Annotated in this window: 28 protein-coding genes; 13 read left to right on the forward strand and 15 right to left on the reverse strand. The window is 71.4% G+C overall.

Features of this window, described 5'->3' with window-relative positions; translation table 11 throughout:
* Window position 1 precedes the first annotated feature (1 nt).
* The gene (locus tag ACL02R_RS22065) at window positions 2-1,210 is read left to right on the forward strand and encodes an MFS transporter (RefSeq protein ID WP_412798700.1); all 1,209 of its coding nucleotides are present in this window, start codon (window positions 2-4) and stop codon (window positions 1,208-1,210) included.
* Here ACL02R_RS22065 and ACL02R_RS22070 read toward each other — a convergent pair.
* The 7 genes from ACL02R_RS22070 to ACL02R_RS22100 all read right to left on the reverse strand — a co-directional run bounded on the left by ACL02R_RS22070 (window position 1,188) and on the right by ACL02R_RS22100 (window position 11,019).
* The gene (locus ACL02R_RS22070) at window positions 1,188-1,676 is read right to left on the reverse strand and encodes a hypothetical protein (protein ID WP_412798701.1); all 489 of its coding nucleotides are present in this window, start codon (window positions 1,674-1,676) and stop codon (window positions 1,188-1,190) included. The genes ACL02R_RS22065 and ACL02R_RS22070 overlap by 23 nt on opposite strands.
* A 51-nt stretch (window positions 1,677-1,727) precedes the next feature.
* Window positions 1,728-2,312 carry an aminoacyl-tRNA hydrolase gene (gene pth, locus ACL02R_RS22075; protein WP_412798702.1) on the reverse strand — a complete coding sequence of 195 codons (585 nt, stop codon included), beginning with the start codon at window positions 2,310-2,312 and terminating at the stop codon, window positions 1,728-1,730.
* Between the two features lie 96 nt (window positions 2,313-2,408).
* Window positions 2,409-3,044, reverse strand: a complete 636-nt coding sequence (locus tag ACL02R_RS22080; protein WP_412798703.1) for a 50S ribosomal protein L25/general stress protein Ctc — start codon at window positions 3,042-3,044, stop codon at window positions 2,409-2,411.
* 642 nt (window positions 3,045-3,686) lie between these two features.
* A complete protein-coding gene (locus ACL02R_RS22085) occupies window positions 3,687-4,973 on the reverse strand; it encodes a hypothetical protein (RefSeq protein WP_412798704.1) in 1,287 nt (428 codons plus the stop codon).
* Between the two features lie 121 nt (window positions 4,974-5,094).
* Window positions 5,095-5,493, reverse strand: coding sequence for a hypothetical protein (locus ACL02R_RS22090; protein WP_412798705.1), 399 nt, complete (start codon window positions 5,491-5,493; stop codon window positions 5,095-5,097).
* 247 nt (window positions 5,494-5,740) lie between these two features.
* Window positions 5,741-6,376 carry a hypothetical protein gene (locus ACL02R_RS22095; RefSeq protein WP_412798706.1) on the reverse strand — a complete coding sequence of 212 codons (636 nt, stop codon included), beginning with the start codon at window positions 6,374-6,376 and terminating at the stop codon, window positions 5,741-5,743.
* A 38-nt stretch (window positions 6,377-6,414) separates the two neighbouring features.
* Complete coding sequence (locus ACL02R_RS22100; protein WP_412798707.1) at window positions 6,415-11,019, reverse strand: DUF6531 domain-containing protein; 4,605 nt, start codon at window positions 11,017-11,019, stop codon at window positions 6,415-6,417.
* On the opposite strand from ACL02R_RS22100, the gene ACL02R_RS22105 reads away from it, so the two are divergent.
* From ACL02R_RS22105 to ACL02R_RS22135, 7 genes are all read left to right on the forward strand, one after another.
* Window positions 10,997-11,410, forward strand: coding sequence for a Sir2 family NAD-dependent protein deacetylase (locus tag ACL02R_RS22105; protein WP_412798708.1), 414 nt, complete (start codon window positions 10,997-10,999; stop codon window positions 11,408-11,410). The genes ACL02R_RS22100 and ACL02R_RS22105 overlap by 23 nt on opposite strands.
* Window positions 11,411-11,514: 104 nt before the next feature.
* Window positions 11,515-11,937, forward strand: coding sequence for a hypothetical protein (locus ACL02R_RS22110; RefSeq protein WP_412798709.1), 423 nt, complete (start codon window positions 11,515-11,517; stop codon window positions 11,935-11,937).
* Between the two features lie 16 nt (window positions 11,938-11,953).
* Window positions 11,954-12,508: an SDR family NAD(P)-dependent oxidoreductase gene (locus ACL02R_RS22115; protein WP_412798741.1), complete on the forward strand. Its 555-nt coding sequence runs from the start codon at window positions 11,954-11,956 to the stop codon at window positions 12,506-12,508.
* A gap of 216 nt (window positions 12,509-12,724) precedes the next feature.
* Window positions 12,725-13,036 carry a putative ATP-grasp-modified RiPP gene (gene tgmA, locus ACL02R_RS22120; RefSeq protein WP_398846553.1) on the forward strand — a complete coding sequence of 104 codons (312 nt, stop codon included), beginning with the start codon at window positions 12,725-12,727 and terminating at the stop codon, window positions 13,034-13,036.
* A complete protein-coding gene (tgmB, locus tag ACL02R_RS22125) occupies window positions 13,033-13,983 on the forward strand; it encodes an ATP-grasp ribosomal peptide maturase (protein ID WP_412798710.1) in 951 nt (316 codons plus the stop codon). Before tgmA ends, tgmB begins: the two co-directional genes overlap by 4 nt.
* Complete coding sequence (gene tgmC / locus ACL02R_RS22130) at window positions 13,980-15,110, forward strand: ATP-grasp peptide maturase system methyltransferase (protein ID WP_412798711.1); 1,131 nt, start codon at window positions 13,980-13,982, stop codon at window positions 15,108-15,110. The genes tgmB and tgmC overlap by 4 nt, the downstream gene beginning before the upstream one ends.
* 164 nt (window positions 15,111-15,274) lie before the next feature.
* Window positions 15,275-16,678 (forward strand): transcriptional regulator, encoded by a 1,404-nt coding sequence (locus ACL02R_RS22135; protein ID WP_412798712.1) that lies wholly within the window; start codon window positions 15,275-15,277, stop codon window positions 16,676-16,678.
* A 175-nt stretch (window positions 16,679-16,853) separates the two neighbouring features.
* On the opposite strand, the gene ACL02R_RS22140 is transcribed toward ACL02R_RS22135, so the two are convergent.
* Both ACL02R_RS22140 and ACL02R_RS22145 read right to left on the reverse strand, forming a co-directional pair.
* Window positions 16,854-17,084, reverse strand: a complete 231-nt coding sequence (locus ACL02R_RS22140) for a DUF397 domain-containing protein (protein WP_412798713.1) — start codon at window positions 17,082-17,084, stop codon at window positions 16,854-16,856.
* Window positions 17,085-17,954 (reverse strand): helix-turn-helix domain-containing protein, encoded by an 870-nt coding sequence (locus ACL02R_RS22145; RefSeq protein ID WP_412798714.1) that lies wholly within the window; start codon window positions 17,952-17,954, stop codon window positions 17,085-17,087.
* Between the two features lie 232 nt (window positions 17,955-18,186).
* On the opposite strand from ACL02R_RS22145, the gene ACL02R_RS22150 reads away from it, so the two are divergent.
* Window positions 18,187-18,615, forward strand: coding sequence for an ATP-binding protein (locus ACL02R_RS22150; protein WP_412798715.1), 429 nt, complete (start codon window positions 18,187-18,189; stop codon window positions 18,613-18,615).
* A gap of 480 nt (window positions 18,616-19,095) precedes the next feature.
* The gene (locus ACL02R_RS22155) at window positions 19,096-19,440 is read left to right on the forward strand and encodes a hypothetical protein (RefSeq protein ID WP_412798716.1); all 345 of its coding nucleotides are present in this window, start codon (window positions 19,096-19,098) and stop codon (window positions 19,438-19,440) included.
* Here ACL02R_RS22155 and ACL02R_RS22160 read toward each other — a convergent pair.
* Window positions 19,397-20,071 carry a TetR/AcrR family transcriptional regulator gene (locus tag ACL02R_RS22160; RefSeq protein WP_412798717.1) on the reverse strand — a complete coding sequence of 225 codons (675 nt, stop codon included), beginning with the start codon at window positions 20,069-20,071 and terminating at the stop codon, window positions 19,397-19,399. The two genes, ACL02R_RS22155 and ACL02R_RS22160, sit on opposite strands and share 44 nt — an antisense overlap.
* 124 nt (window positions 20,072-20,195) lie before the next feature.
* Here ACL02R_RS22160 and ACL02R_RS22165 point away from each other — a divergent pair, with 124 nt between their 5' ends.
* Entirely contained in the window at window positions 20,196-21,206 is a 1,011-nt protein-coding gene (locus ACL02R_RS22165) for a hypothetical protein (RefSeq protein ID WP_412798718.1), read from the forward strand.
* 29 nt (window positions 21,207-21,235) lie between these two features.
* On the forward strand, window positions 21,236-21,769 hold the full coding sequence (gene cpt, locus ACL02R_RS22170; RefSeq protein WP_412798719.1) for a chloramphenicol phosphotransferase CPT: 534 nt from the start codon (window positions 21,236-21,238) through the stop codon (window positions 21,767-21,769).
* Window positions 21,770-21,785: 16 nt separating this feature from the next.
* On the opposite strand, the gene ACL02R_RS22175 is transcribed toward cpt, so the two are convergent.
* The 5 genes from ACL02R_RS22175 to ACL02R_RS22195 all read right to left on the reverse strand — a co-directional run bounded on the left by ACL02R_RS22175 (window position 21,786) and on the right by ACL02R_RS22195 (window position 25,773).
* The gene (locus tag ACL02R_RS22175; RefSeq protein ID WP_412798720.1) at window positions 21,786-22,949 is read right to left on the reverse strand and encodes a methyltransferase domain-containing protein; all 1,164 of its coding nucleotides are present in this window, start codon (window positions 22,947-22,949) and stop codon (window positions 21,786-21,788) included.
* 267 nt (window positions 22,950-23,216) lie between these two features.
* Window positions 23,217-24,050, reverse strand: coding sequence for a helix-turn-helix domain-containing protein (locus ACL02R_RS22180; RefSeq protein WP_412798721.1), 834 nt, complete (start codon window positions 24,048-24,050; stop codon window positions 23,217-23,219).
* A 50-nt stretch (window positions 24,051-24,100) separates the two neighbouring features.
* On the reverse strand, window positions 24,101-24,694 hold the full coding sequence (locus ACL02R_RS22185) for a DUF6879 family protein (RefSeq protein WP_412798742.1): 594 nt from the start codon (window positions 24,692-24,694) through the stop codon (window positions 24,101-24,103).
* Window positions 24,695-24,777: 83 nt separating this feature from the next.
* The gene (locus ACL02R_RS22190) at window positions 24,778-25,215 is read right to left on the reverse strand and encodes a DUF4267 domain-containing protein (protein ID WP_412798722.1); all 438 of its coding nucleotides are present in this window, start codon (window positions 25,213-25,215) and stop codon (window positions 24,778-24,780) included.
* 111 nt (window positions 25,216-25,326) lie between these two features.
* Window positions 25,327-25,773, reverse strand: a complete 447-nt coding sequence (locus tag ACL02R_RS22195; RefSeq protein ID WP_412798723.1) for an anthrone oxygenase family protein — start codon at window positions 25,771-25,773, stop codon at window positions 25,327-25,329.
* A 90-nt stretch (window positions 25,774-25,863) separates the two neighbouring features.
* Here ACL02R_RS22195 and ACL02R_RS22200 point away from each other — a divergent pair, with 90 nt between their 5' ends.
* Window positions 25,864-26,442, forward strand: a complete 579-nt coding sequence (locus ACL02R_RS22200) for a TetR/AcrR family transcriptional regulator (protein ID WP_412798724.1) — start codon at window positions 25,864-25,866, stop codon at window positions 26,440-26,442.
* Window positions 26,443-26,645: the final 203 nt, after the last annotated feature.

Here is a 26,645-nt window from a genome sequence, read left to right on the forward strand (position 1 = left end):
CTTGTTCCTGCTCACCGTACTGTGTGCCCCAAAGCTATACCGCGAGTTCGGCTGGTCGCGCGGCAGCATCTCGTTCGCCGTGTCCGTGAACCTGGTGCTCTACGGCCTCACCGCGCCGTTCGCCACCGCCCTGATGGAGCGGTACGGCATCCGCTCCGTCGTGTGCGGCGCGCTCGTCCTCATCTCGGCGGGCAGCGGCCTGACCGTCTTCATGACCAGCCAGTGGCAGCTGGTCCTGTGCTGGGGCGTGCTGGTCGGGCTCGGCTCGGGCTCGATGGCGCTGGCGTTCGCGGGGACCGTCGCGAACCGCTGGTTCGTCGCGCGGCGGGGCCTGGTCACCGGCATCCTCACGGCGGGCGGCGCGGCGGGCAACCTGGTCTTCCTGCCCGTCGTCGGCCTGCTCGCCGAGGGGCCCGGCTGGGAGGCCGCCGCGCTCACCGTCTCGCTGGCGGTGCTGGCGGTCGTGCCGCTCGTGCTGTGGCGGATGCGGGACCGACCCGAGGACCTCGGCGTGCTGCCGTACGGTGCGGGGCCGGAGCACGCGCCCGCGCCCGCGCCGCCGCCGGGCGCCGCCCGCCGTACGCTGCGCGCCCTGGCCACCGCGTCCCGCAGCGGCGTCTTCTGGCTGCTCGCCGGCACGTTCGCCATCTGTGGCGCGTCCACGAACGGGCTGATCGGCACCCACTTCGTGCCCGGCGCGCACGACCACGGCATGGAGGTCACGGTCGCCGCCTCGCTGCTGGCCGTCGTCGGGGTCTTCGACCTGGTGGGCACGGTGTTCTCCGGCTGGCTCACCGACCGGTACGACTCGCGGCGCCTCCTGGCCGTCTACTACGGGCTGCGCGGCGTCTCGCTGCTGTTCCTGCCGGTGCTGCTGAGCGACAGCGTGCACCCGCCGATGCTGTTCTTCATCGTCTTCTACGGCCTGGACTGGGTGGCGACCGTCCCGCCCACGATCGCGCTGTGCCGGGAGCACTTCGGCGCGGACGGCGGTGTGGTCTTCGGCTGGGTGCTGGCGTCGCACCAGATCGGCGCGGCGGTCGTCGCGTACGCGGCCGGGGCGATCCGGGACACCACCGGGTCCTACGACCTCGCGTGGACGTCGGCGGGGGTGCTGTGCGCGCTGGCCACCGTGATGGTGATGGTGATCCGCCGCCCACGCCCGGCCGACAGGGGGGCGCCCGTGGTCACATCGCCAGCGCGAACGTGACGCCGAGCGCCGTCAGCGACACGGCGGCGAGCGACCACGCCGTCCGCTGCCGGCGCAGGCCGCCGCCGATGACGACGGCGGCGAGCAGCAGGGCGCCGGTCAGCGGCAGCCAGGCGACCAGGGCACCGGCCGCGCCCGTCCGCACGGCCACGTCGCCCTCCGGCTTGAGCGCGACCGGCAGCGTCTCGCCCGGCTCACGCCCGATGGCCTGCTCCAGGACGACGGTCCTGCCGTCCGGCGCGAACAGGCCGCTGCACACCTCGCGGTCGCAGGCGGTCAGCAGCAGGTCGCCCTGCTCCCGGTCGCCGGGGAACATGGCGTGCGGCACCAGGTCCCACGACTCCCGGACGCCGCCGGCGACCAGCAGGGCCGCGACGAGGAGCAGGAGCACGTTGCGGGTCAGCAGCAGCGCGCCGAAGGCGCTCTCACCGGCCCGGCGGGCGGAGCTGCGGCGCGTTTCAGCCATGACGGGCATCCTTGGCCACGGCTGTACGCGCGGTCAACCCCCGACGGGCTGTCAGCCGTTGTACGCGCCCTGGGCCCGTTCGAGGCCCTGGGTGATCAGCGCCTCCACGGCGTCGGCGGCACGGTCCACGAAGTAGTCGAGTTCCTTGCGCTCGGCGGTGGAGAAGTCCTTGAGGACGAAGGCAGCGACGTCCATCCGGCCGGGCGGGCGGCCGACGCCGAAGCGCACGCGGTAGTAGTCCTTGCCCAGGGAACCGGTGACGGACTTCAGGCCGTTGTGCCCGTTGTCGCCGCCGCCGCGCTTCAGCCGCAGCACGCCGTAGTCGATGTCCAGTTCGTCGTGCACGACGACGAGCCGCTCGGGCGGCACGCGGTAGAACGCGCTCAGCGCCGTCACGGGGCCGCCGGAGAGGTTCATGAACGTCTGCGGCTTCGCCAGCACGACGCGCGGCGCGTCCGTGCCGGGTGCGCCGAGGCGCCCCTCCAGCACGCTCGCGCGCGACTTGTGCGCCTTGAACGAGCCCCCGATCCGCTCGGCGAGCAGATCGGCGACCATGAAGCCGACGTTGTGCCGGTTGGCGGCGTACTGCGGCCCGGGGTTGCCGAGCCCGGCGATGAGCCAGGGTTCGTCGTTCACACCCCGCATTCTGTCAGCCGGGGGAACGGCGACGGGCCGCCGGGTGAACCGGCGGCCCGTCGTGGTGCGTGCGGCGCCCCGTGGGGGCGGAGCGCGTCAGGCGTTGGCGGTCTCCTCGGCCTGCTCCCCGCCGGCCTCCTCCTCCGCGGCCTCGGCGCCCTCGGCACCCTCGGCCTCGGCGGCCGGCTCCTCGCCCTGCGGCTGGAGGACCTGGATGACGACGTCCTCGCCGTCCACGGCGAGCGTGGTGCCCCTGGGGAGCTTGACGTCCTTCGCCAGGATGGACGCGCCCGGCTCCAGGCCCTCGATCGAGACGGTCACGGACTCGGGGAGGTGGGTGGCCTCGGCCTCGACCGGCAGCGCGTTCAGCACGTGCTCCAGCAGGCCGCCGCCCGGCGCCAGCTCGCCCTCGGTCAGGACCGGCACCTCCACGGTGACCTTCTCGCCGCGCTTGACGATCAGGAGATCGAGGTGGACGAGGAAGCCGCGGATCGCCTCGCGCTGCACGGCCTTGGGGATCACCAGCTCCTGGCGGCCCTCGATGTCCAGGGTGATCAGGACGTTCGGGGTCTTCAGGGCGAGCATCAGCTCGTGGCCCGGGAGGGTCACGTGGACCGGCTCGGTGCCGTGGCCGTAGATGACGGCGGGGACCTTGCCCGCGGAACGGATGCGGCGGGACGCGCCCTTGCCGAACTCGGAACGGGTCTCGGCGCTGATCTTCACGTCAGCCATGTGTGCACTCCTCGTGACGGGGACCGCCGGTCGCGGGCCCAGGGGGTCGTCGGGTCACCCGGCCCGGAAACGGACCTGCTACGAGGAGCGCGCGTCGATTACGGCCGAACCACAGGGGTCCTTCCCTCGCCGAGCAACCCTTCCAGCGTACCCCGGCCGCCGTGGTGCCCTTCTCCGCCTGGTCAGGCGGGCGGGCCGAGGCGGATGCGGCGCGTGCCGGGGATGAAGGCGCCGAGGGAGTGCGCCCAGCGCTGGCCGGGCCAGTGGTAGGCCGTGTCGTTCGCATCCTGGCGGATCAGCCCGCGTCGTCGGACGCCGTGCGTCGCAGGGCACCGGAGGTCTTCGCCATGTGCAAGACCAGGCCCGTGTCAACAACGCTCGTGATCAATACACCTGGCGCCCGATGACCTCCCGCGGGTCGGGCGCGTCGCGGCCGTCGCCGGGATCGACGGCCCGCAGGACCATCTCGGTGCTCGCCATGTTTCCCCGCCACCGGTCGTTCGTGATCAGGTCCGCGCAGCGAGGGAAGATTTCCGGCGACTTCTCCAGCGTGCCCGGTTCCGGAACCTCAGGACGCCTCGTCGAGTACGCGCGCCCGCACGACCGGTCCCCGGACCGCCGCCACCACGCCACCGCGGGCCGTCACCGTGCCGCCTCCAGGCGCTTGTCCGCCCAGTAGTTGTCGTACCGCCCGATCTCCTCGGCCGCGACGGGCAGGTTCTGGAGCGCGGCGTGCAGGACGCCGTCGCTGCCGGTGTTGCCGTGCTGCGAGCGGATGCCGACGATGGCCGTGGACACCAGGTCCTCCACCATCCGCCGCGTCGGGGTCGCCGAGGCGTAGCCCATGACCTCGCCGAACTTCTCGAAGTCGTGCCAGGCGGAGCCGCTTTCGCGCCACTGGTAGACCTTGAACAGGTGGGCCATCGAGTCGGGCATGCGGACGGTGTCGTGGCCGTAGGCGGTGACCATGCCGTCCGCGAAGGCGCCCGCGATGCCGCTCAGGCGGTCGTTGTCGTCGGCGGACAGGTCCAGGTCGTCGCGCTCCTGGAGGAGGCGGCCGAGGTTGACGTACGCGTCGCCGCCGCCGGCGTGCTCGAAGAACGCGTCGAGGTAGCGGTACTCGTCGAGCGTCAGGTCCCCGCCCCTGCCCCGGTCGATGACGGCGAGGAACGGTTCCAGGTTGCGCAGCGCGAAGTCCCAGTCGATGTCCTCGGGGTTGTCCTTCGCTTTCTCCAGTTCGAGCCGTACGCCCTGCGCGAGGAACGCGGCGTTGCCCGGCGCGAGCCACAGGTCGAGGGCGCCGTCCGTCACGTCGTAGCCCTGGGCGGCGAGTTCGCCGGCGCGGCCGACCAGGCGGGTGCGGTAGCCGTCGATGGTGTCGGCGATGTCACCGGCGATCACGCGCGCGTCGCGCTCGGCGGCCTGGAGGTGCCGTTCCCTGATGGTCTCGGCGGCGTCGTCGGGCATGTCCACCTGGCAGATGGCGAACTCCCAGGCGGTCTCGGCGGCGGCGATGTGCCGCCGCACCGTCGCGTGCAGGCCGTCCGGCGCACTCAGCCGGTCCGCGACGGTGGTCCTGGTGTCCATGGCGTCCGCCATGGCGAGGCGCAGCGTGTCCACGACCTCGTACATGCCGTCCGCGCCCTTGCCCTGGAGCCCGCGCGCGGTCTCGGCGAGGCGTTCCTCGGCGTCGGTGAACGGAACGCCGTCCGCCGCGCCCGATTTCTCGCTCAGCTCCTCCGAACGCGTCGCGAGCTGGCAGGAGTTGACCGACTCGGCCCCGGCCCGCGCGTAGACCACGGCGGTGTCGCTCATCTCGTCCGGGTCGATCTCGCGCAGGAACGCGGGCCCCGTCTTCCAGGCGTCGGGCCCGCCGTCCGCCGTCACGGCCGCCCGCACGTCCTCCTCGGTGAAGCCCTTGTACTCCATCGCCGCATCCCCCCGCCGTCACGACCGGACCGGACCGTACCCGACCGTATGGTAACGGGCCCAGGGCGCGCCACCGCCCGCCACACCCGGCGGGGCGTGGCGGACGCGGGTCAGGCGCGGGTCAGGTGAGAATCCAGCCCGTCCACGGGGTGCAGTCCTGCTCCCGGCCCTCGGCGCCCTTCTGGATGCACGTCTTGAAGTGGAGGTGCTTGTTCTCCGCGAAGTCGTAGTCGCAGGTCACCGTCCAGCCCTCGCCCAGGGCGTTGTGGCACGAGCCCTCGCGGCCGTAGTCCGTCTCCCACTTGACCACGGCGCGGTAGCCGTCCGCCCAGCTGTCCTTGACCGTGATCTTGTCGCCGTAGTGCTGGAAGCAGCCGACGGCGACGATGATGTCGACCTGGCTGTGCCAGTTGTACATACAGACCTCGGCGTCCCGCGCCTGGGCCGGTGAGGCGGCGACGCCGCCGGCGATCAGGGCCGCGGCACCGACGGTGCCCGCGAGACGGGTGAGCGTTCTCATCTGGTCGTTCCTCCTGGTGGCAGTGGGCGCGGGGAGGGCAGGCGAGCCCGGGACGGCGGTGTGCGCACAAAGGGTCACGGATGCGAAGTCCTGGGCGAGTCAAGGGGCAACGCGCCCCCCGACCTCCCCGTCACCGTGCTGTCTACCAGAGCGGACACGCGGGGGACAGGCCGTTTCTCGCAACAGGAAACAGCGGATCGGACCGGACGGAGTCCTTCGCGGCGGCGAACCCCGGTCGTGGCGCGGCTCATACGCCGATGGCGTCGCCCAGCGCGTGCGCGTACGCCCGGCAGGTCGCCTTGGCGGCGGCCGGGGTCGGCGCGTCGGGCCGCAGGATGCCCGGCAGGTGCGCGACGCGCCACATGCGGAACGTGTCGCGCAGCGCCGCGTCCCCGTCCCGCCCCAGCAGCCCGGCCACCAGGCGCACCGCCTCGGCGACCAGCGGCACGTTCTCCGCGAGCCCGCCGCCCCGTACCCCGGCGGCCCCGACCAGCGCGTGCAGGAACGCCGTCAGCACGAGATCGCCGCCCATCCCCAGCATGCGGTCCACCACGGCCGGGTCGGCCATGTCCGGCGGATAGTCCTCGATCGCCCCGGCGTGCAGCAGCAGGTAGAGGCCCGCCTCGTCGGCGTTCCGCGCCCCGGGCCAGCCCGCCTCGTGGAAGATCGCCATCGTCCCCGGCTGGAACCGCCCGATCCGGCGCACGAGTTCGAGCACGCGCGCCAGCACGTCCCCGCGCGCCTCGGCGAACGCGGCGGGCGAGACCGTCGTCACCGGACGCCCGGCGGCGCGCACGCTGCCGACGTCCACGGCCGCCCACAGGGGACCGAAGATGTCGTGGCCGAGGGTGGTCTCGGAAACGGGCGGGAGGGCGTCCGTCATGATCGCGCGTTCTCTGCTTTCTTTTCCTGGGCGGCCGGTCAGAAATTACCGGCGAAATTCCGTCCGATGGCTTCCATGGTCGGCAGGATCTCGGTGATTCCCTCGTTGACGACCGCAAGGCCCTCGGGCGTGTTGACGAAGAATTCCGGCTGGTTCCCGTTCGGCCCGCCCAGCTGCCGGACGGACGCGGCGAAATCCTCCGGTACCTGGATACGGACGACGTGCCCGCCACGGCCGTAACCCGTGGCCGCGCGCGTGAAGTCGTCCGTCATGTAGACGCCCGCCTCCGGTGTGCCGGGACGTTTCGCCGTCTGCGAGAGATCGAGCGCGAATTCCGTGCCCTGCCAGTTCATCGAGCCATGGTACAGAATCACATACGGGCCGAGACCGAGCGGATCGGTCTGCTCCAGCGGATTCCGCACATAGGTGTGGGGATTGGGCGCCGGGTCGAGTCCCAGGGGGTCCTGGGAGAGATAGCGGGCGGTCTCCGGGTCGTAATAGCGGTGGTAGTTGTAGTGGAGTCCGCTCTCCGGGTCGTGGTACTGGCCGGGGAACCGGAGCGGTGTGTGCGCGGAGCTGCCCGCCGGCCAGGCGGTGAGGCCCCACAGCGTGCGGTGCCCGCTCCACGCGATCCGCCCGTCCTCGTCGACCAGTTCGGTGGGCGTGCCCACCAGGTCGGAGACGATCGCGAAGAACCGCGCGTCCGTGTCGTCGTCGGTGTCCGCCCCCGCGTCCGTACGGCGTTCCGTCTGCGTGACCGGCGCGAGACCGTCGTGCTCCCACGTCAGGCTGACGGGCCGCGCCATGCCGGGCCCGCTCGTCGTCTGCTCGACCAGCGTCGTCCCGTCCCAGGTGAACGCGGTCTCCTCGGCGACCGTCACCCCGTCCGCCGCCAGCCGCTGCTTCGCCGTCCGGCGGCCGAACGGGTCGTACAGGTAGCGCCACACCGTCCCGTCCGGCGTCGTCAGCGCGACGAGCCGGTCCTCCGCGTCCCACGCGTACCGCCACACGTCGGGCTTGCGCGACAGCCGCGTCCTGCGCCGCAGCGTGATGCGGCCCGCCTTGTCGTACTCGTAGTGCACCGCGCCCGCGCGCCGCAGGCCCGTGCCCCGGTAGGTGCGGTCGCCCTGCGACTCGACGCCGGGGCGGTGGCCCGACCAGGAGGCGTGCGTCTGGTTCCCGGCGGGGTCGTACGCGTACGACTCGACGCTGTCGCGGCCGTGCACGTCGGTGACGCGCCCCGCCGCGTCGTGGGTGAGGCGCGTGTCGCCGCGCAGCACGTCCCGCAGCCCGGCCAGGCCGCCGCCGGGGCCGTACGTCCAGCCGTGGCGCTGGAGCGCGTCACCGCCGCCGGACGTGACCGCCAGGTCCGTCGGCCGCCCCGCCGGGTCCCAGGCGCGGGCCAGGGACAGGGCGCCGTCCACGCGGCGGCCGGTCTCGCGGCCCACCGGGTCGTGGCCGAACGTCACGGTGTGCCCGGCCGCGTTGAGCCGCACCCGCCGCCCGGCGGCGTCCCAGTCGTACGAGCTGACCACCCCGGACGGCGTGCGGCGGGACACGCGGCGCCCGGCGGCGTCGTGACCGAACGACAGCGTCCGCCCGTTGACCGTCTCCGAACGGACGCGGCCGAGCGCGTCCCGCTCCCACGCCATCGTCAGCCCGGGGCCCGTCACCCGCGCCATGCCGCCCCCGCGGAAGTGCTCGAACGCGTAGGCCACGCCGTCGAGGGTCTTCCCGGTGAGGCGGCCCAACTCGTCGTAGGCGAACGTGACGGTCTGCCCCGCCGCGTTGGTGCGCGCCACGAGGCGGTCGGCGGCGTCGCGGCGGTAGGTGGTCGTGCGGCCGTCGAAGTCCCGTTCCGCCGCGAGCCGTCCGGCCGCGTCGTACGTGTACTCCCAGGCGCGGCCCCGCGGTCCGGTGACGGAGGTGAGGCGCAGCGACGCGTCGTGCGTGAACGTGTGGCGCGCGCCGTCCGGGTCGGTGCGCGCCGTGAGGAGGTCGAAGTGGCCGTACTCGAAGGTGGTCACGCCGCCGTCGGGCGCGGTGTGGCGGACGCAGTTGCCCTCGCCGTCGTACTCCCAGGCCTCCGTCGCGCCGTCCGGGCCGCGCCGGGCTGCGGGGTGCCCGTCCGCCGTCCACCGCACGGCGACCGTGGCGCCCAGCGCGTCCGCGTATTCGGCGACCCGGCCGAACGCGTCGTACCGCCGTGTCGTGCTGTGCCCCAGCGGGTCGGTGATCAGGACGGGCAGCCCGGCCGCGTCGCAGCGCAGGCGGGTCGTCGCGCCGAGCGGGTCGGTGACGGCGGCGAGGGCGCCGCGCGCGTCGTACGCGTAGCGGGTGGTGGCGCCCGAAGGGTCGGTGACGGCGATGCAGTTGCCCCGTTCGTCGAACTCCCGCAGCCAGCTCCCGCCGGGCAGCGCGGCCGTCGCGGTCCGCGTCGCCCCGTCCCACACCGAGCGGGACACGGCGCCGTCCGGGTACGTCACCTCGACGGGCCGCCCGGCGGGGTCGAGGGTGACGCGGGTGGTGCGGCCGAGGGCGTCCGTCCAGGCCGTGACGTGGTGGTGGGCGTCGTAGCGGGTGCGGGTGGTGTGGCCCAACGGGTCGGTCTCGGCGACGACTTGGTACGCGTCGTTGACGACGAAGCGGGTGACGTCGCCGGCGGCGGTCGTCAGCGTCGTGACGCGGTGGCCCGGCCAGGCGGGGTCGGTGCCGTCGTACTCCAGGGTGACCGCGATGTGCCCGGCCTCGCCGCCCTCGGAGACGCAGCGGTCGCGGGCGTCGTACGCGTAGTCGTAGCGGCGGCCGTTGGAGTCCGTCCAGGAGGTGACGCGCAGGCGGTGGTCGTAGGCCAGGCTCAGCAGGCGGCCGGTAGGGCCGTGGACTTCGGTGAGGTCGCCGTCCGTGTAGTGGTAGCGGCGTACGGCGGTGCGGGTGCCGTCGGGGTGGAGCAGGTCGAGGGCGGTGACGCGGCCCTGGTCGGTGCTGAGCGCGAGGTGGTAGCCGCCGGAGTGGATGACGTCGGTGGGTGCGCCCTCGGCGTCGTACTCCATCCGGATGTGGTTGCCGTTGCGGTCGGACAGGCGGGCCAGGGGCGCGGTGCCCGTGCGGTCGGGGGCGGGGAAGTGGCGGACGAGGCCGGTGGCGGGGTCGGTGAGCGTGAAGCCGCCGTCCGGCGTACGGGCCAGCGGGCGCCGGGGGCCGACCTCGGGGAGGACGGGGGCGCCGGAGGACGGGGGGTGGGGGTAGGCGAGGAGCATGCCGTCCTCGGCGAGGAACACGACGCCCTCGCGGTCCGTTTCGAGCCGCTCGTCCACGGTGGACGACCACGTCGGGCCGAACCAGCGCCCGGCCCGGTAGCCCGAGTCCACGCGCCGGGTGAACGCGAACGGCAGCGTGCCCGGCAGGGTGAGGTCCGTCTGCGGCAGGAACATGCGGCCGGTGGCCATGTCCACGGGGTCGCTGCCGGTGGTGCGGAGGATGCTGCGGAAGCGGGACTGGAGGGCCTGGGCGCCGTGGGAGAGCATGGCGCGGCCACGGGTGGCGAGGCCACGGACGCCCTGGGCCATGCCGCGCAGGCCGGTGCGGGCGGCGGCGAGCCCACCTCTCAGCCCTCGGGCGAGCCCACCCAGTGTGGTGAGCCCTTTCAGCCCCGGAACACAGTCCAACGCCGCGAACGCGACGTCCCACAACGACGCTTCCCCGTTGGCGTACTTGACCAGCGTGTCCGCCAGCACGACCAGCGCCGCCGCCAACACCACCCACGCCAGCGGCCCCCCGATGATCATCACCACCACCCCGAGGACGGCGACGATCACCTTGCACACATCAACTATCGTGTCCCAGTTCTCCGTGACCCAATGAACCGCCTTCTCCCACCACTTGCGGTTCTGAATCCCCGCATCCGAGGCTTCATCGATGTCACGCGCCGCCTCCCGGGCAGCCTCCTCACGCATTTCCCTGGCCTGCCGCGCCAGCTCCCGCGCCGCATCCAGAGAGTCCTGCGCCGTATCCACCCGCGCCTGCGCGGACTCCCGGGCCTGATCCGCCGCCCGCCGATCCCGCGTCGCCGCACGCACCTCCGTCTCATCCGGCGGCGCGCCCGCCCGTTCCCCCTCCCGCTGAAGCCGCTCCGCCTCCTCACCAGCCCGCGACACCCACCCCTGCGCATCCCCCAACGCGCCCTGCGCCGACGCCAGATCAGCCTGCGCAGCAATCGCACGGTCCAGGGCCCGGTCGGCCTGCCCCTGCGCCGCCTGCAACTTCGGCCAATACCCCTGCAACGCCCGCGCACACAAGTCGTAGGAATCCCGCAACTTCGTCAGATTCCCCGGCACACCATCGAACTCGGACCGGAACGCCTCCGCCGACAACCCCGCCCAGTCCTGCACCGCACGATCCGACGCCAACCCCCGGACCTTCCCCAACGCCTCCGCCACATCATCGGAGAACGCCTGCAACTCATCCGCCAGCAGCCGCACCTCCTCCGGATCACCCGGCGCCGGATCAGAATCCATCCCCACCGGAGACCAATCAGAAGGACGTGCCACGGCCGAACCCCCATGCCCCGTAGGCGTCGTGCGATGGAGACACGGTAGGGACGCGGCCCTCAGGGGATCAATGACCGTTCTGTCACAGCACATCCACGATCGAACCCCGAGGACTCACGGGCGTCCGCTCACTGACTCTCCGGGCGGACGCCTCGCCCGCCTCGACGTCGTCCTGTTCGGCGAACGCCTCCCCGCCAAGAAGATGCGGGCCTCGATCGACGCCGCACGGCATGCCGACGTGTGGATGGCCATCGGCACATCCGGCACGGTCTTCCCCGCCGCCGGCCTCATCGACCACTGCCGCCCCGACACACTCCGGGCACTCGTCAACGCCCAGCCATGGACCGACAGCACCGCGACATTCGACCAGGAGACACTCGACAACGCCGCCACCGTCCTGGCCGACGTACTCCACGACCTGCACACCCCCGCCGTCCGACAACGGGAACAGCCGCAGCGAGGAGAATGCCAGAAGCCGGCATGAGGGCGGCCGGCTCGTGGATGAGTGCCGCATCAGCGCTGATGCGGGCGGGGGCAAGCCGGCCTCCGCTGACGCGTCGAGTCCCCCTCGCACTACGCTGCGGACGCATGGACCCGATCTTCCGACTTCCGGCCAATTCCCCGTTGGTCATGACAGCTTCGGAGGACGGGGGCCTGGTCCCGTTGCGTGTTCCGGCCGGTTGGAATGTCATCTATAACCAGCTGTGGGTTCGACGCCTGCCGGATGGAAGGGTCAGGATCACCGACTCCGAGGACCTGTACTGGGCGCGTACCGCACCACCGCCGTGGCTGACCGCGGAGGAGGTGGCCGAGGAGGGCGGCCTGCGGGCTCGGGAGATCACCATAGACGCCGGCTGGTACGGGCGCCACGGTTTCCGCATCGCCGTCCTCGATCCCGGCTGGGAGCACGAGCGGGCCTCCCACGCCACTGCGGACCTCGACGAGTTCGTCGCCACCCTGGAGACGTGGATGCGGGTGATCACCGTGCAAGGGAAGCTCCCCGAGTCGTGAGCGACGCGTCGTCCGCATACGTGCCTGGGCGAGCGCTCTCGACGTCAACCTGACCATCCACTACCGCGTCAGCCACGCTGTCACCTCGGGGATGGTCCGCCGACAGTGGGGGCGCATCATCAACGTCTCCAGCATCAACGCCCGCGCCGGGCGCCCCGGACCGACCGCATACAGCACCGCCAAGGCCGGGCTCATCGGCTTCTCCCGGTCCCTGGCCAGGGAACTTGGTCCCCACGGCATCTGTGTGAACACTGTCGTCCCCGGCGCCATCCAGGCCGACGCCGAGAGCACCCTGCCATGCCCGTCGGCTCCAACGGCGGGGGCGGATCAACGGCGGCGCGGGGCTCAGTGCGGTATGCCTTCGGTCAGGCCTCGGGCGCCCTGCCTCAGGAGGTCGGCGCAGACCCGCCCTCCCTTCACGCCCCGGTCCGCTGTGCTCCGTCGCTGTGCTTCCCTGCGCCCTGCCCCGACGCCAACCCGGTGCCTACGGTGGGCAGGCCGGCATCTCCGACAGCGCGCTCGCCCGCGAGGTGGGCCGTCGTGCACAGGCCGCATCCCCACCGTGGAGTAGCTGATCCCAGTGTTCTTCCCCCCGAACAAGCAGCCGACGACCTGTATGCCGGATCAGATGAAGATCCACGATGACGTTCGGTTCGACGATCGGGACCGTCGGGTTGGGAACATGCGGGACAGGGCCGGTGCCACGGGGCGCGTGCTCATCCCCCACGGACGTGGCCCGTTGGCGATGACCGATTCAAGGAAGATCTCCCACATTCCGGAGGTATTGATGTTCGCCCACTCGGACCGGATGCCCCAGGGGACTCCGCTCCCCAACGGCATCGCCACACCGGTGCCATGGGGTCTGCGTCGTATGGCTCCGTACCCCGCGCAGTCTCGTGGATACGCAACGGTCGAACTCGACCCCGCGACGCAGACGGGCCGTTACTTCGACGAGGGCGGCCAGCCCCTGATGATGCCCGGCCATGGCACCAGCACAGGCACCAACCCGGCCACGAACACGGGCAACCCGTCGGACGGACAGAGCGGTGGCGGGGACGGCGGCGGGGACCAGGACACGGGTAACGACTCCGACCAGTGACAGATCTCGGACCGGTCCTGGTCGTCACCAACCTGGACGACCCCACGACCGACCTGGTGGTTGACGAGCTGTACGACCGGGGCGTCCCGGTCGTACGGTTCGACTCCGGGGACTTCCCCACCACCCTGTCGTTCGCAGCGCACATCACTCCGCACGGTGTGCGCGGGTCGCTGACGACTCCGACCCGCACCGCGGACCTTGCCCGTGTCAGGTCGATGTACTACCGCCGGCCCTCGGGCTTCACCTTCCCGCACCTGGACGAGCAGACTGCGCGGTTCGCAATCACACAGGCCCGTTATGGGCTCGGCGGGGTCCTCGCCTCGCTGCCGGACTGCCTGTACGTGAATCACCCTCACCGGATCGGAGACGCCGAGTTCAAGCCCTCCGGCCTGGCGGCTGCCGTGGCGAGCGGCTTCCACGTTCCGGCGACGCTGATCACTTCGGAGCCGATCGAGGCACGCGAGTTCGTCCGCCGGTACCGGTCGGTCGTCTACAAGCCTCTCTCGACGCCCCTGTACCGGGTCGATGGCGTGTCTTCGACAGTCAGGATCGAGAGGGTCGCGGCGGACGAGATCGATGCATCGGTCTCGGGCACGGCGCACCTCTTCCAGCACGTCGTGGACAAGGTGGCGGATGTCCGCCTGACGGTCATGGGAGAGCGGATCTTCGCCGTTCGTATCGACTCGGGCCTCCTGGACTGGCGCACCGATTACTCAAAGCTCACGTACTCGGTGGTCGAGGTTCCGGAGGGCGTCGAGAAACCGATCCGGGCCTACCTCGAACATTTCGGGCTGGTCTTCGGCGCATTCGACTTCGCCGTCGACGCCGTTGGGCGATGGTGGTTCCTGGAGTGCAACTCATCCGGCCAGTGGGCGTGGCTGGAGCCGGAGACGGGTCTGCCCATGACCGCGGCCATGGCTGACCTGCTGGAGAGGAAATCGGTATGAGCGACAAGGAGCAGGAGTGGAGACTCCAGCTCGCACGGACGCTGGACGAAGGCGGGTCTCTGCGGACGAAGCCCTGGCGCGAGGCCGTCGAGGCCGTGCCCCGGCACGAGTTTCTGCGCGGCGGGTTCTTCGAGCGGATCGACGGGGACGGGCCGACCGCCTGGACCCCGGTCATGTCCGACGATCCCCAGTGGATGGCGCGCTGCTACGAGGACGTATCCCTGGTCACCCAGATCGCCGGGACCATTGTGCCCGGTGACCTGCGAGGTCGGATCATGCGCGCCCCCACGTCCTCAAGCACCCTGCCGGGCCTGGTGGTCCGCATGTGGGAAGACCTCCAGGTGGAGGACGGCGATCGGGTGCTCGAAGTCGGCACGGGCACGGGCTACTCGACGGCACTCGGCTGTCACCGCCTGGGGGACGAGCTGATCACATCGATCGAGATCGACCCCGGCGTATCCGGTCGAGCGGGAACGGCTCTGGCGCGGGTCGGCTTCCACCCCGACCTCATCGTGGGTGACGGCTTGGCCGGCCATGGGGAAGGCGCCCCGTACGACAGGGTGATCGCCACGTGCGGGCTCGTCTCGATCCCGCACGACTGGATCAGGCAGACACGGCCCGGAGGCATCATCGTTGCCACCCTCGGCGGGTGGATGTACGCCTCCGAGCTTGCGCGGCTCACCGTCGGCGAGGACGGAACGGCCTCGGGGCCGTTCCTCGGTGGGCGGATCTCCTTCATGCTCGCCCGGCCCCAGGCGCCGCCGCCGCTCGGACTGCTGCCCGACATGAGTGAGGGAGAGGAACGCGTGGCGGCCCTCGGGGCTGAGGTGATCAACGACTGGGACACGCGGTTCGTCGCTCAGATCGCAGCTCCCGGCGCACAGCGGATCAGCCTCGACCGGGACGGTCGGACGGAACATGTGCTGATCGATGTGGACGAAGGATCATGGGCCGCGTTGACCGAGACAGGCGGGCGATGGACTGTCCGCCAGGGCGGCCCCGCTCGGATCTGGGACGACATCGAGACGCACGTCTTCCTCTGGCGTGCGGACGGGGCACCGACTCTGGACAAGTTCGAGATCACGATCACCCCGGACGAACAGCGCATCACCTGGCGGAAAGCCTGATCTGAGCGGTTCCGTGCGACGGGAGGCGCAGCCGACCGCCGGCCCGTTGTGCTCCGTCGCTGTGCTTCCCCGCGCCCTGTCCCGGCGCCAACCGGATGCCTACGGTGGGCAGTTCAGCATTCACGGCGGCAGCGGCGGCAAGGGGCACAGGAGGACGCGTGGCCATGTCGGGGACCCGGCGGCCGAACGAGGCCCTGGCCTGCTGGCTCACGCAGGCCGGTATCTCCAACAGCGCGCTCGCCCGCGAGGTGAACCGCCGCGCCCAGGCCGCCGGGATACGGGGCGTCCGTACGACCGAGGGACGGGTGCGGGCATGGCGAGCCGGCGAGGTCCCCACCCCGCCCATGCCCCAGCTCATCGCCGAATTCCTCAGCGACCGTACGGGTGTCCTGCTGACCAGCGCGGACCTGGCCTTCCCCGACCGGCGGGCCCCCGTGGTGACGGGCCCCGCGATGGCCTGGCAGCCCGCGCCCACCGTGGCCGCGATCGACCACCTGACCAGGAGCGAGATGATGGTGCCGCACAGCCGTGACTCCGACGACGCCCGGGACGTACACACCGGCGACGACCTGCTCGTGCCCTTGCACCAGTGGGCCACCGCCACCCCGTCCGCCCTCGCCGCGCGCGGCGGCCGGATCGGGGCCACGGACGTCGAGGGCATCCGCGCCGTCACCACCGTGTTCCGCGACGCGGACAACCGGCATGGCGGAGTCCTCTCCCGCCGCGCCGTCGTCGCACAGATGGCCGACGCCAACGACCTTCTCAAGACCGCGAGCTACCGCGACGAGGACACTGCCCGTGCCCTGTTCGCCGCCGTCGCCGACCTCGGCTCCGTAGCGGGCTGGATGACCTTTGACGCGGGCAAGCACCGCAGCGCGCAGCGCCTCTTCATCACCGCCCTGCACGCCGCGAGCGAAGCAGGCGACCGCGCCTTGGGCGCGCACATCCTCCAGTGCATGGCCCGGCAGATGTCCCACCTCGGGCACTACCGGGAAGCCCTCGATCTCGTCAGCCTCGCCGAATACGGCGCGCGTCACGAGGCGACCCCCGCGACCCGCGCCATGCTCGCCGCCCTCCGCGCCCGCTTCCACGCCATCCTCGGGCAGATCCCCGAGAGCGAACGGGCGGCGGGCACGGCGCGGCAACTGTTCACCACCGTCGATCCGGCCGTCGAACCCCCGCACATGGCGTTCTTCGACGAGGCCGAGCTGTGCGCGACGCTCGGTGTCGTCCACCAGATCGCGGTCAAGCACGACCACGGGCCCTCCCGCCGCGTCCGCGCGCAGTCCTCGCTCGAACTCCTCAACCGCGCCCGGGGCCTCCGCCCCGAGCACCGCGTACGGTCCGCCGCCTTCGACGCCATCGGCCTGGCCCGCACACACCTCGCCATCGGCGACGTGGACGCCGCGCTCGCGCAGACCCACCGCGCCCTCGGCGTCTTCCGCAGCATCGGCTCACCGCGCGTGGGCGACAGCCTGAGCGACCTGCACCAGGAGGCCGCACCGTACGGGACCAGCCGGGCCGGGACAGAACTGCGAGAACTGCTCGCCGAAGCGCTCACCCCGTAACGCCGCCCCGCGAAGACGGCGACGCTCAGCCCCCGATCTGCCCGGCCAGGACCTCGGCTGTCAGGGAGTGGTCAGTCCTTGACGAAGCCGACGAACGCCCGCCAGGCTTACCACGTGCTTTGACCTGGACAGTCCCCGCCCGATAGGGGGCGGGGACACAGGTGCATAGCTGCGGTCACCTCGTCGGGAAGGCGTCGGCGGCGACAGCGCCCAGGAACGTGTCCCATGCTCCGCGCGAGACGCGGGTGGGAGGGATGTCCAGGTTCTTGGAGTCACGAACGGCGACGCCAGCCACGCCGGAAATCTCGGCCACCTCGACGCAGTTGCCGTTGTTCACTGTACGTGAGCTCTTACGCCACTCCGCGCTGGAAAGGTCGGCCGCGTACAGGTCGGCCTGAGTGTTCATCTACCTGGTCTCTTTCTCGATACGTTCCACCAGTTCGAGGCTACCTTCCTTCGAAAGGGCTGCCTCGGCAAGGTTTTTGTGCAGTCGGTTCAGTCGGCGGAGGGTAATCGCGTCATCGCGAAACGTGGTGCGCTCCACGGACTCCATGAAGGCCACGTCCGCATCCTTGCCACCGCCTGCTCCGAACAGGGTGAAAGCGCCGGTGGCGCCGCCGTTCCCCAGCGCTTCGAACGGGATCACCCGTAGGGAGGCATGGGGCAACGACGAGACATTGCGGAGCGCACGCAGTTGCTCGCGCATCACCTCGACACTACCCGCCTGTGAGCGAAGCGCCGCTTCGGTCACCACCGCTTCGATGGCCAGGGGGTGCTCTTCGCGGAGCCGCTCCTGCCTGCGCAGCTTGACCTCGACCAAGCTGTCAACTTGATCCGGTCCCAAGGGAGTGAATCCCGGTCCGCTGATGGCCCGCGCATACGATTCGGTCTGAAAGAGCGCCGGAATGGCGAGCGGCTGGTACTCCAAGCACGCGGCAGCCTCCGCCTCATAGGTCAGGAACTCCGCATAGCTCGCAGTGATGACGTCACTGTAGGCATCCCACCATGGCGCGACACGCTGTCTGCCCCGAATCATGAGCGCCTGAAGCTCTTGACGTTGCTCGTCGCCCACGTCGTACAGATCCATCAACGCATCGAAGTCTCGCTGGGTACAGGCTCTTTTGCCCAGTTCGAGCCGACTGATCTTGGTCAGGTGGCAATCGAGGTGCCCTCCCACCTCCTCGGCCGTCAAAGCGTGCTGATCCCGCAGGACGCGTAGCGCGTTGCCGAGCTTGCGCCGCGCGGCCAGCGGTCCACCGCTGGAGACGACAGCCATGCGTACCCCTTCGCTGATTCACCGTGAAGGTGAGATTACTCCGGAGGCTCACGGGTCGGCTCCCAGGTTTGACGAACACGTGAGCTAAAGCTTGGCTATTAGCCAAACTTTGGCTTGACGACGAGTCACGCGTTGGACATGCTGGGCTTCCGCACGCAACGGCGTCGGACGACCCCGCTGTGTGCACGGAACCGTGCTGCCCATGTCCGCGCTTCGCGGCTGGAGGTGTCTCATGCCCGTCATCACAGGATCGGCGACCGACGCAGAGGTGTTCGCCTGGGAATTACTGGCTCGGGCCCGGGGGATCGAGACGTGGCGGCGGACGGTCGCGCTGGTGTTGCGGGCGTGGGGTGCGTCGGATGCCACGGTCGAGACGGCCCGGATGGGGCTGTCCGAACTCCTTGCGAACGTCGTGCGGCACGCCGGTGATCCGTACTGCTGTCTGTCGGTGGTGATGGGCGGCGGGCTGGTGACGGTCCGGGTGGAGGACCGGTCGCCGTGTGTGCCGGTCGTTCGTGAGCCCGCGTGGGATGCCGAGTCGGGGAGGGGGTTGTGGATGCTGCGGGCGATGTGTCTGGGCTTCGGGTGTGACCGTGAAGTCGTCGGTAAGAGCATGTGGTTCAGCCTCGGTCTCGATCCGGTGGACGAGGGGGCGGTGTGATGGCGGCGTTGCGGTGTGTCGGGAGCGTTCTCGCCGTGGGGGCTGTGGTGGGTGGTGGTGTGCTGCTCGGGTTGTTCGGCGCGTTCCTGTACCTGCTGCGTGTGCTCGCCAGGGCCGGGGAGGGCGAGGGGTGAGGGTGCAGGAGTGGTTGGTGGGTGCCTGCTGGTTGTGGTGCGGGCACCGGGTCACGCTGGTGACCAGGGTGGGTGATGTCGTGGTGGCGTCGCCGCCGGGTGAGGCGCCGTTGTATGCGTGTGGGCGGTGTGTGGAGCAGCTTGAGGCGTCCGTCGCCGACTTCGGGGAGGTGGACGGTCCGGGCCTGTATGTCGTTCCCGGTGCGCCGTCGCCTGTTCCCCGGCCTCGGGCGCGGCGGTGGTTCTGTGGGCCGCGCACGCTGCTGGGGCGGCGGTGGCGCGGACTGATCGAGAAGAGTGAGGAGCCCTCCATACCCGGGGCTGCCATGACCAGCGAGGGGGAGAAGTGGTCCACAAGCTCATCGGCCAGGTCGTGGTGGCGGGCGCGCTCGGAGCAGTATCGGGAGTGGTCGCGGCGCTGGGGCCCACCGAAACCGCCCGCCGCGCCCTCGTCCGCACCGACCGGGCCTGGTGGCGGGCCTACCGCCGCGCGTTGATCGCCCTCGGCGAGAACCCGGACGGTTTCGACACCACCGCCCCCGACCCGGCGGACGTCGCCCTCGGCCTCGGCGTCTTCGCCGCACTCGACCACGCCGCACACCTACGACGGGCCCTCCCCACCGAAACCGAACTCGCCTTCCGCATCCTCACCGACCCCGACCCCGACCCCGACCCTGATCCCGAGGACTGACCCCGGCCGGGCCTTCTGCGGCGTCGAACGCGGGCGCGAGCGGGGCCAGTGCCGCGCGGAGCCGGTCGGGGAGCGGGCCGGAGGGCACGACCAGCCCTCCGGCGTTCCCGGTCGGCTGGAGCCAGCCCTCCAGCGCGATGCGGACCGCCGCCGCCACGCTCGCCGCGAGGACGCGGGGCGTGTGCGGTCCGGCGGCGTCGCCCAGGCGTTCGGCGATCGCCGCCGTGAGAGGGGGCTCGATGCCTGCCGTGCTGCCGAGGAACGCGTCACGCAGTGCGGCCCGGGTGGTGATCAACAGCAAGACCTCGCGGGCGCGTTCGCCGGTGTCCGTGTACTGCTCGACCACCGCTTCGGTGACGGCGTCGGCGAGGCGTACTCCCGCGGGCCGGGCCGCGACCGCTGCCGCGATCCGTGCCTCGCGGTCCGCGGTGACGGCGGACACGATCGCGTGCTCGCGGCTGGCGAAGTAGTTGTTGTAGGTGCGCGGCGAGACACCGGCGGCCTCGGCGATGTCCTCGACGCGGACGTGTTCCGGGCCGCGTTCGACGGCCAGGCGCAGGGCCGCCTCGCGGAGCGCGTCGCGCGTGGCCTGCTTCTTCCGTTCCCGCAGCCCCGGCGGTGGTGTCGTCACGGGGGCAGCGTTCCACATCTCACTGCGCGCGCGCAAACTTGCGTGCACGCACTTTTCCTGCGAGTCTCGGCCCCGACGACAGGAACCTGCCGAGAGGACGTGCGCCGCCATGCGGGCAAGAGGAATGACCTACGACACCGGATTCGTCGTGGACGGCCGGATCTCCCACGAACGGTCCGACCCGGCGCTGGTCCGGCGCGAACTCGCCGTCATCCGCGACGACCTGCACTGCAACGCGGTCCACATCACCGGCGGCGACCCGGACCGTCTTGAGCAGGCCGCCGCTGCCGCCGCCGCGCTCGGCCTGGAGGTCTGGTTCTCGCCCTACCCGCTGGAGTCGGAACCGGAGGAGATCCTCGCGCTCTTCCGCGACTGCGCCGAGCGGGCCGAACGGCTCCGGCGGGAGGGCGCGACGGTCGTGTTCGTCGCGGGGGTCGAACTGAGCGTGATGAACCGCGGGTTCCTGCCGGGCGACAGCCCCGAGGAACGGGTCGCGCTGCTGCTGAGCCGACCCGGGGGACCCGCCGAGGCGATGGGCGAACTCGGCGCGCGCGTCAACGCGTTCCTCCGCGACGCCGCTGCCGCCGTCCGCGAGCGCTTCGGGGGGAGGCTCACGTACGCGGCCATCCAGTTCGAGCAGGTGGACTGGACGCCCTTCGACATCGTCACGTACGAGCTGATCCGCTCCGCCGAGGTCGCCGACCGGTTCAGGGACGGGGTCCGCACGCTCGCCCAGGGCCCGAAACCGCTCGCCATCACCGGCTTCGGCACCGCGGCCTACCAGGGCGCGGGGGACCGCGGCGGGCGGGTGCTGGACGTGGTCGAGCACGACCCGGAGACCAGGGCGCCCGTACGGCTGAACGGCGTGTACGAGCGCGACGAGGAGGGCCAGGCCGCGTACCTGGACGAGCTGCTGGAGATCTTCGACACCGAAGGCGTGGACAGCGCGTTCGTCTACCTCTTCGCCCTGGCCGGCTACCCGCACCGCCCGGACGGCGACCCCAGGGACGACCTGGACCGGGCGGGCCTTGGCATCGTCAAACTCCTCGAAGGAGGCCGGGGGCAGGCCTACCCCGACATGGACTGGGAGCCCAAGGCCGCCTTCGCGGCGGTGGCGCGGCGATACGGGAGGTGACGTGCGCGCGCCGCGACTAGATTGACGCGATGACCACGCACGTGATTCTGCTCAACGGTGGGTCGAGCTCGGGGAAGACCGCGATCGCCCGGTGCCTCCAGGCGGTCCTGCCGGGGCCGTGGCTCGCGTTCGGGATCGACGCGCTGGTGGACGCGCTGCCCGCCGCGCTGCGGGAACCGGGGGAGGGCATCGAGTTCGCGGCGGACGGCGCGGTGCGGGTCGGCGGGGGCTTCCGCGAACTGGAGGCGGCGTGGATGCGCGGCCTCGCGGCGACGGCCCGCGCGGGGGCGCGGCTCGTCGTGGACGATGTGTTCCTCGGCGGCGCCGCCTCCCAGCAGCGCTGGCGCGACGCGCTCGACGGCCTGGACGTCCTGTGGGTGGGCGTCCACTGCGCCCCCGACGTGGCGGCCCTGCGGGAGACGGCGCGGGGCGACCGGACGGCGGGGATGGCGCGTTCGCAGGCGGAGACCGTGCACCGGGGCGTGACCTACGACCTGGAAGTGGACACCACCCACACAACCCCCCTCCCCTGCGCCCGCACCATCGCGTCCCACGTCACCTGACACCCCCCGCCCGGGGTCACACCACAGGATTGTCCGGCCGGTCGAGCCACACCCGTTCGCCCCGCCTGTCCACGGTGAGACCGAATCGCCGGAAGCCGGGACGGCCGTGATCCACCCACCAGCGGAACGCCGCCTCCGTCTCGTCCCACAGCCTGCGCGGCCCCGACTGGACGACCACATAGGTGTCGGTTCCCCGTTCGTAGTCGGTGGTGGCCCACGACCGGGTGTCCGTGCTGTACGTCCACAGCGTGTACGACCCGTCGTCATAGCGCTCGGCACGCCAGAACGCCTCCCGCACCCACAGCCCGATCACGAACTGCTCCACCCATCCGCCGATCTCCTGCGGCGACAGCATCGTGGTGCTCCGCGCACCGCCCGCGGGCCACGCCCGCCCCTTCAGGTAGGCCGCGAACGGCGGGCGCCGCGTGCGCTGCTGCCTCAGCCGCATGAAGGCACTTGAGCGGGTGAAAGGCCCGCTCGCCGTACCGTCCTCGCCGACTGTCAGACGCACGACGCACTCGCCCCCGTACTCCGTCCCCCACGGGGCGACGATGATCCCGCCCGGGGCCGTCTGCCCCACCCACGTCCAGGGCACCTGCCCGACGGAACAGGTGGCGATCAACCGGTCGTACGGGGCTCGGCCCGCCCATCCGCGCCGACCGTCCCCGACCACGACCGTGGGCGTGCGTCCGCCTCGGCGCAGATTCTCCTTCGCGCCCGCCGCGACCTCCTGGTCGTACTCGACGGTGACCACGTTTCCGTCTCCGAGCCGGTGGGCGAGCAGCGCGGCGTTCCAGCCCGTGCCCGTCCCGACTTCGAGGACGCCGTGCCCCTCACCCACTTCCAGGTCGGCGAGCATCGAGACCACCATCCGTGGCATGGAACTCGAACTGGTCGGCGTGGTCCCCAGGCCGTCACCGGTGTGCCGCCCCTCGTCCCACTGCGTGGTGAGCGGGATGTCCGAGTACACCGCCCGGAGCCACGCCCCGGGCTCCCTGGCACGGTCCACCAGTCCGGTCTGCCGCGTGCCGTCCGCGATGCCCGGCCAGATCCGGTCCGGCACGAACAGCTCGCGGGGAACGGCGAGGAACGTGGGCAGCCAGTCGGCGGTCAGCGCGCCCGTCGCGGTGAGCGCCGAGGCGAGCCCCGAAGGGCCCGCCTCCCTCTCGCACGCAGTCACAGAGCCCTACTTGCCCGTCGCGGGACCGGAACCGTCGGACGTGTTGCCCCCTTCGTCCGATCCGCCCCCACCATGCTTGCTCCCGCTGTTGCTGTCGTCCTGCCGGCTGCCGCCTTGGCCGTCTCCCGTACCGCCTCCGTGCTTCGGCATCCGCCGCTCCCTCCTCGGTGTCCGGTCAACGGCGAGCGTAGGGGCGGACGCCTGCCCTGAAACAGGAGATTTCTCCAGGTTTCTCGAAAAAGTGGCGACTGCGCGTACGTCGCGCAATCAGGCGCCATCGTCGGCCGCGTGCGGCGCGAGGTCCTCGATCACGCGGTTGATGACCGTTCGGGCCGCCCGGCCGTACGACGCGACCTGCGCGAGCTGCTGGAAGGCCGCCCCGTACAGCTCGATCTCCTGCGGCTGGCGCAGATCGAGTTCGGCCGACAGCGTCTCCACGACCACCCGGGCGTCGTCGTAGAGCCAGAAGCCGTGCCACGGGGCGACGGTGTAGGCCGTCTCGAACGCGATGACGCCCAGCCGCACGTTCGGCAGCTGCGACAGCGACATGAGCCGGTCCAGCTGGCCGAGCATGGCGTGCGGCGCGCACAGGCGGAACCGCAGCGCGGCCTCCGTCAGCAGGACGTGGAACCGTTTGTCGGCGCGGTAGAGGATGTCCTGTCGGCGCATCCGCCCGGCCACTGCGGCGTCGATCCCGCTGGGTGCGGCGAGCCGCCGTGCCGCTTCGGTGAACCGGGCCCGCGCGTAGTCGGGGGTCTGTAGCAGCCCGGGAATCACGGTGGCCTCGAAGACGCGGAACAGGCGTGTGCGCGCCTCCCACGAGGCCAGCTTCTGCTGGTGAGGGTGCAGGCCGGCCCGCAGGACGTCCCGCCACTCGGCGTGCCGCACCTCCCGCGTGTGCAGCACGGCGAGGAGTGCTTCCGCCGCCTGCGGGCTGCCGGTCGCGTCGGACCACCGGCGGATGTCGTCGTCCGTGGGCGTCTGGCGTCCGTTCTCCAGCTTCGACACCTTCGACGGCGGCCACGACAGGGACTCCGCGAGCTGCCTGCCGTTCAGGCCGGCGGCCCGGCGCAGCTCACGGAGTCTCCGGCCGAGAGACACTCTGGCCTCGTGGACGCTAGACGGATTCGAGGTGCTGTTCAGCGGCGAACTCATCCCGTCCGACGGCGTGATGCCACGCCGAGGAAGGCGTCGCTGTCGTCGAAGTGCATGCGGACCAGCCTGTGCGAGTCGAACAGCCAGTAGTCGTGGAGAGGAAGACCGGCGGCGGTCGCGCGGTCCCGGGTCAGGTAGCGGATGTCCTCGCCCGCGCCGTTGGTGAACTGGGCGCACCACACGCCGAATCGGCTGTAGTCGCTGAGCGGGAGGCTGACGACGCGGACGCGGTGGAAACGGCGTCCCTGTGCCGTCGCGTCACGGATCATGGTCAGCCAGTCCCGCATCCACGGCAGTTCGTCCCGCTCCTTCGCGAGGAACTTCCGCAAGGAGTCGTTCTCATGGTCCACGTCGTAGCGCTCGCGTGTCTCAAGGCGGAAAGCGGTGTGCTCGAACGAGTGGAACAGCCGCCCGAACTCGTCTCCCGTGAGCCGGCTCAGTTTCCTTCCACCTCCGCGTGGTGCCGGACATACGTCCTGGAGTCGCCGAAGGGGGAGTTCAGGGCCTTGCCGAGAGAACGGGCACGCACCGCGCCCCTCCCTTCCTCGGCCCCTCCTTCGCCCGGCATCCGGCGAACCGTGCGGCCCGATCGTTGTCGGCCGTGCCGTGGAGCGTCAAGTGGGTGTCCGGTGGGGAGGGGCGTTTCGGGCGCCACCGGGTGAGGCCGAGGTGATCAGGCGGGCTGCGGGGCGGGCGTTGCCTTCGGTGTTGCGGGGGAGGTCGCCGGCTTGCGTGTCTCGCGCAGCATCAGCAGGCCGGCGGCCACCATCGCCGCCGCCGTCAGGCCGTGGACGCCGAGTGCGGTGGCCGTGGAGCCGTCATGGGCCAGCACGGTCGTCATGTCGCCGAAGGCGGCGAAGGACTCCGCCAGCAGCACCCAGCCAAGCGCCCGGCGGTGGCCCGTCAGCAGCAGGACGGCCAGGACGAGGGCCAGGGTGAGGTCGCGTATCCCCTTGATGACCAGGAAGCCGCCGCCGTCGCCGGACGGCCAGCTCGGCAGGCCGAAGGCCGGCGCCGTCGCCTCCGGGGCCAGGACGAACTCCAGGCCGAACCAGACGATGAAGAGGATGAAGACGGTGGTCACGACGGTGTTGATCCGCTTGAGGGACATCGTTCTCCTGGGAGTCTTCGTGAGCCGGCGGGCTTGGTGGATTGTGCGGGCTCAGAGCCTGGGGTCGCCTTGTCCGGGATGGGATGGTGGGGAGGGGGTGGGCCCGCGGGGTCAGGCGAGGGCGGTGACCAGCAGGGCGAACGCGGCGGTGATGACGGCGACGCGGCCGTAGTGGAAGCGGTCCCAGCGGTCCATCTGCTGCTTCCAGTCGGCGGGCCGGTTCTCGGGGGTCCACGTCTTGCCCCGGTTGTTGATCGGGACGAGCAGCAGCACCGACATGAGCACGCTGACGATCAGCAGCGCGCCGGCGGTGACGACGAGGCCGGTGCCGTCGTCGCCCCACCCGGCGGCGGTCCAGACGCCGGCGAGGACGAGCGAGCCGATGTACCAGAACGGCATCACCGCGCCGAGGATGCGGCCGCCGTGGGCCCGGCCGAGCTGGCCGCCGTCCTCCGGGAGGGCGTTGAAGATCCGGTTGAGGAAGAAGGCGACGGAGAACTCCACCCCCACCATCATCCCGACGATCACGGTGGTGACGACCTCAAGCGCGGTGAGCATGACGAGCCCCTTGGTGTCTAGTGCTGCTAGCTGACGAAGCGACGCTAACACTGCTGTTGCTCTCTCGTCTAGCGGTGCTAGAGTCTCATCATGTCGGTACAGGAACGCAAGGAACGCGAGCGGGCGGAACGGGAGCGCCTCATCGTCGCGACAGCCCGCGAACTCGCCGAGCAGCAGGGCTGGGACGCGGTCACCACCCGCCGGCTCGCCGAGCGCATCGAGTACAGCCAGCCCGTCCTCTACAGCCACTTCCGCGGCAAACGCGAGATCATCGGCGCCGTCGCCCTCCAGGGCGCCGCGGAGCTGGCCGCCGCCGTGCGGGCCGCGACCGCCGCCGCGGACGGCCCGCGCGCCCGGGTGTACGCCCTCGCCCGCGCCTACCTCGACTTCGCCGAACGCAACCCGGCCGTCTACGACGCCATCTTCCAACTCGACGGCGGCCTCGCGTACGCCCAGGAGGACACCCCGGAAGCGCTCAAGGACGCCTTCGCCTCACTGCTGGAGCCCCTCGGCGGGGTCGCCGGGGACAGCGTCGCCCCCGAGCTGTTCACCGAGGTGTTCTGGGCGTGCCTGCACGGCGTGGCGACCCTGACCCGGACGGGACGCCTGCTGCCGGAGGACACCGACCGGAGGGTGCAGATGCTGGTGGACCGGCTCGCCGTCTACTGACGGGCCGCCGTGCCCCGTACTCCCGGCGGGGCGCACGTATCGGCAGATGCGGTGCTCATCGGTGACGAACGCGGGGGCGGGCGGCGGATCAACGGGGGACCCGGGGCGCGAACGAGGCGACCCCTCTCGCGCGAGCAGACCCGGCCCCGGCGGACGCCGCCGCCGGTCTGCCGTGCCGGGGCGCGGAGGCCTTGTCAGGGAAG

The organism is Streptomyces sp. MS19, from assembly GCF_047200595.1.
Lineage (GTDB): Bacteria > Actinomycetota > Actinomycetes > Streptomycetales > Streptomycetaceae > Streptomyces.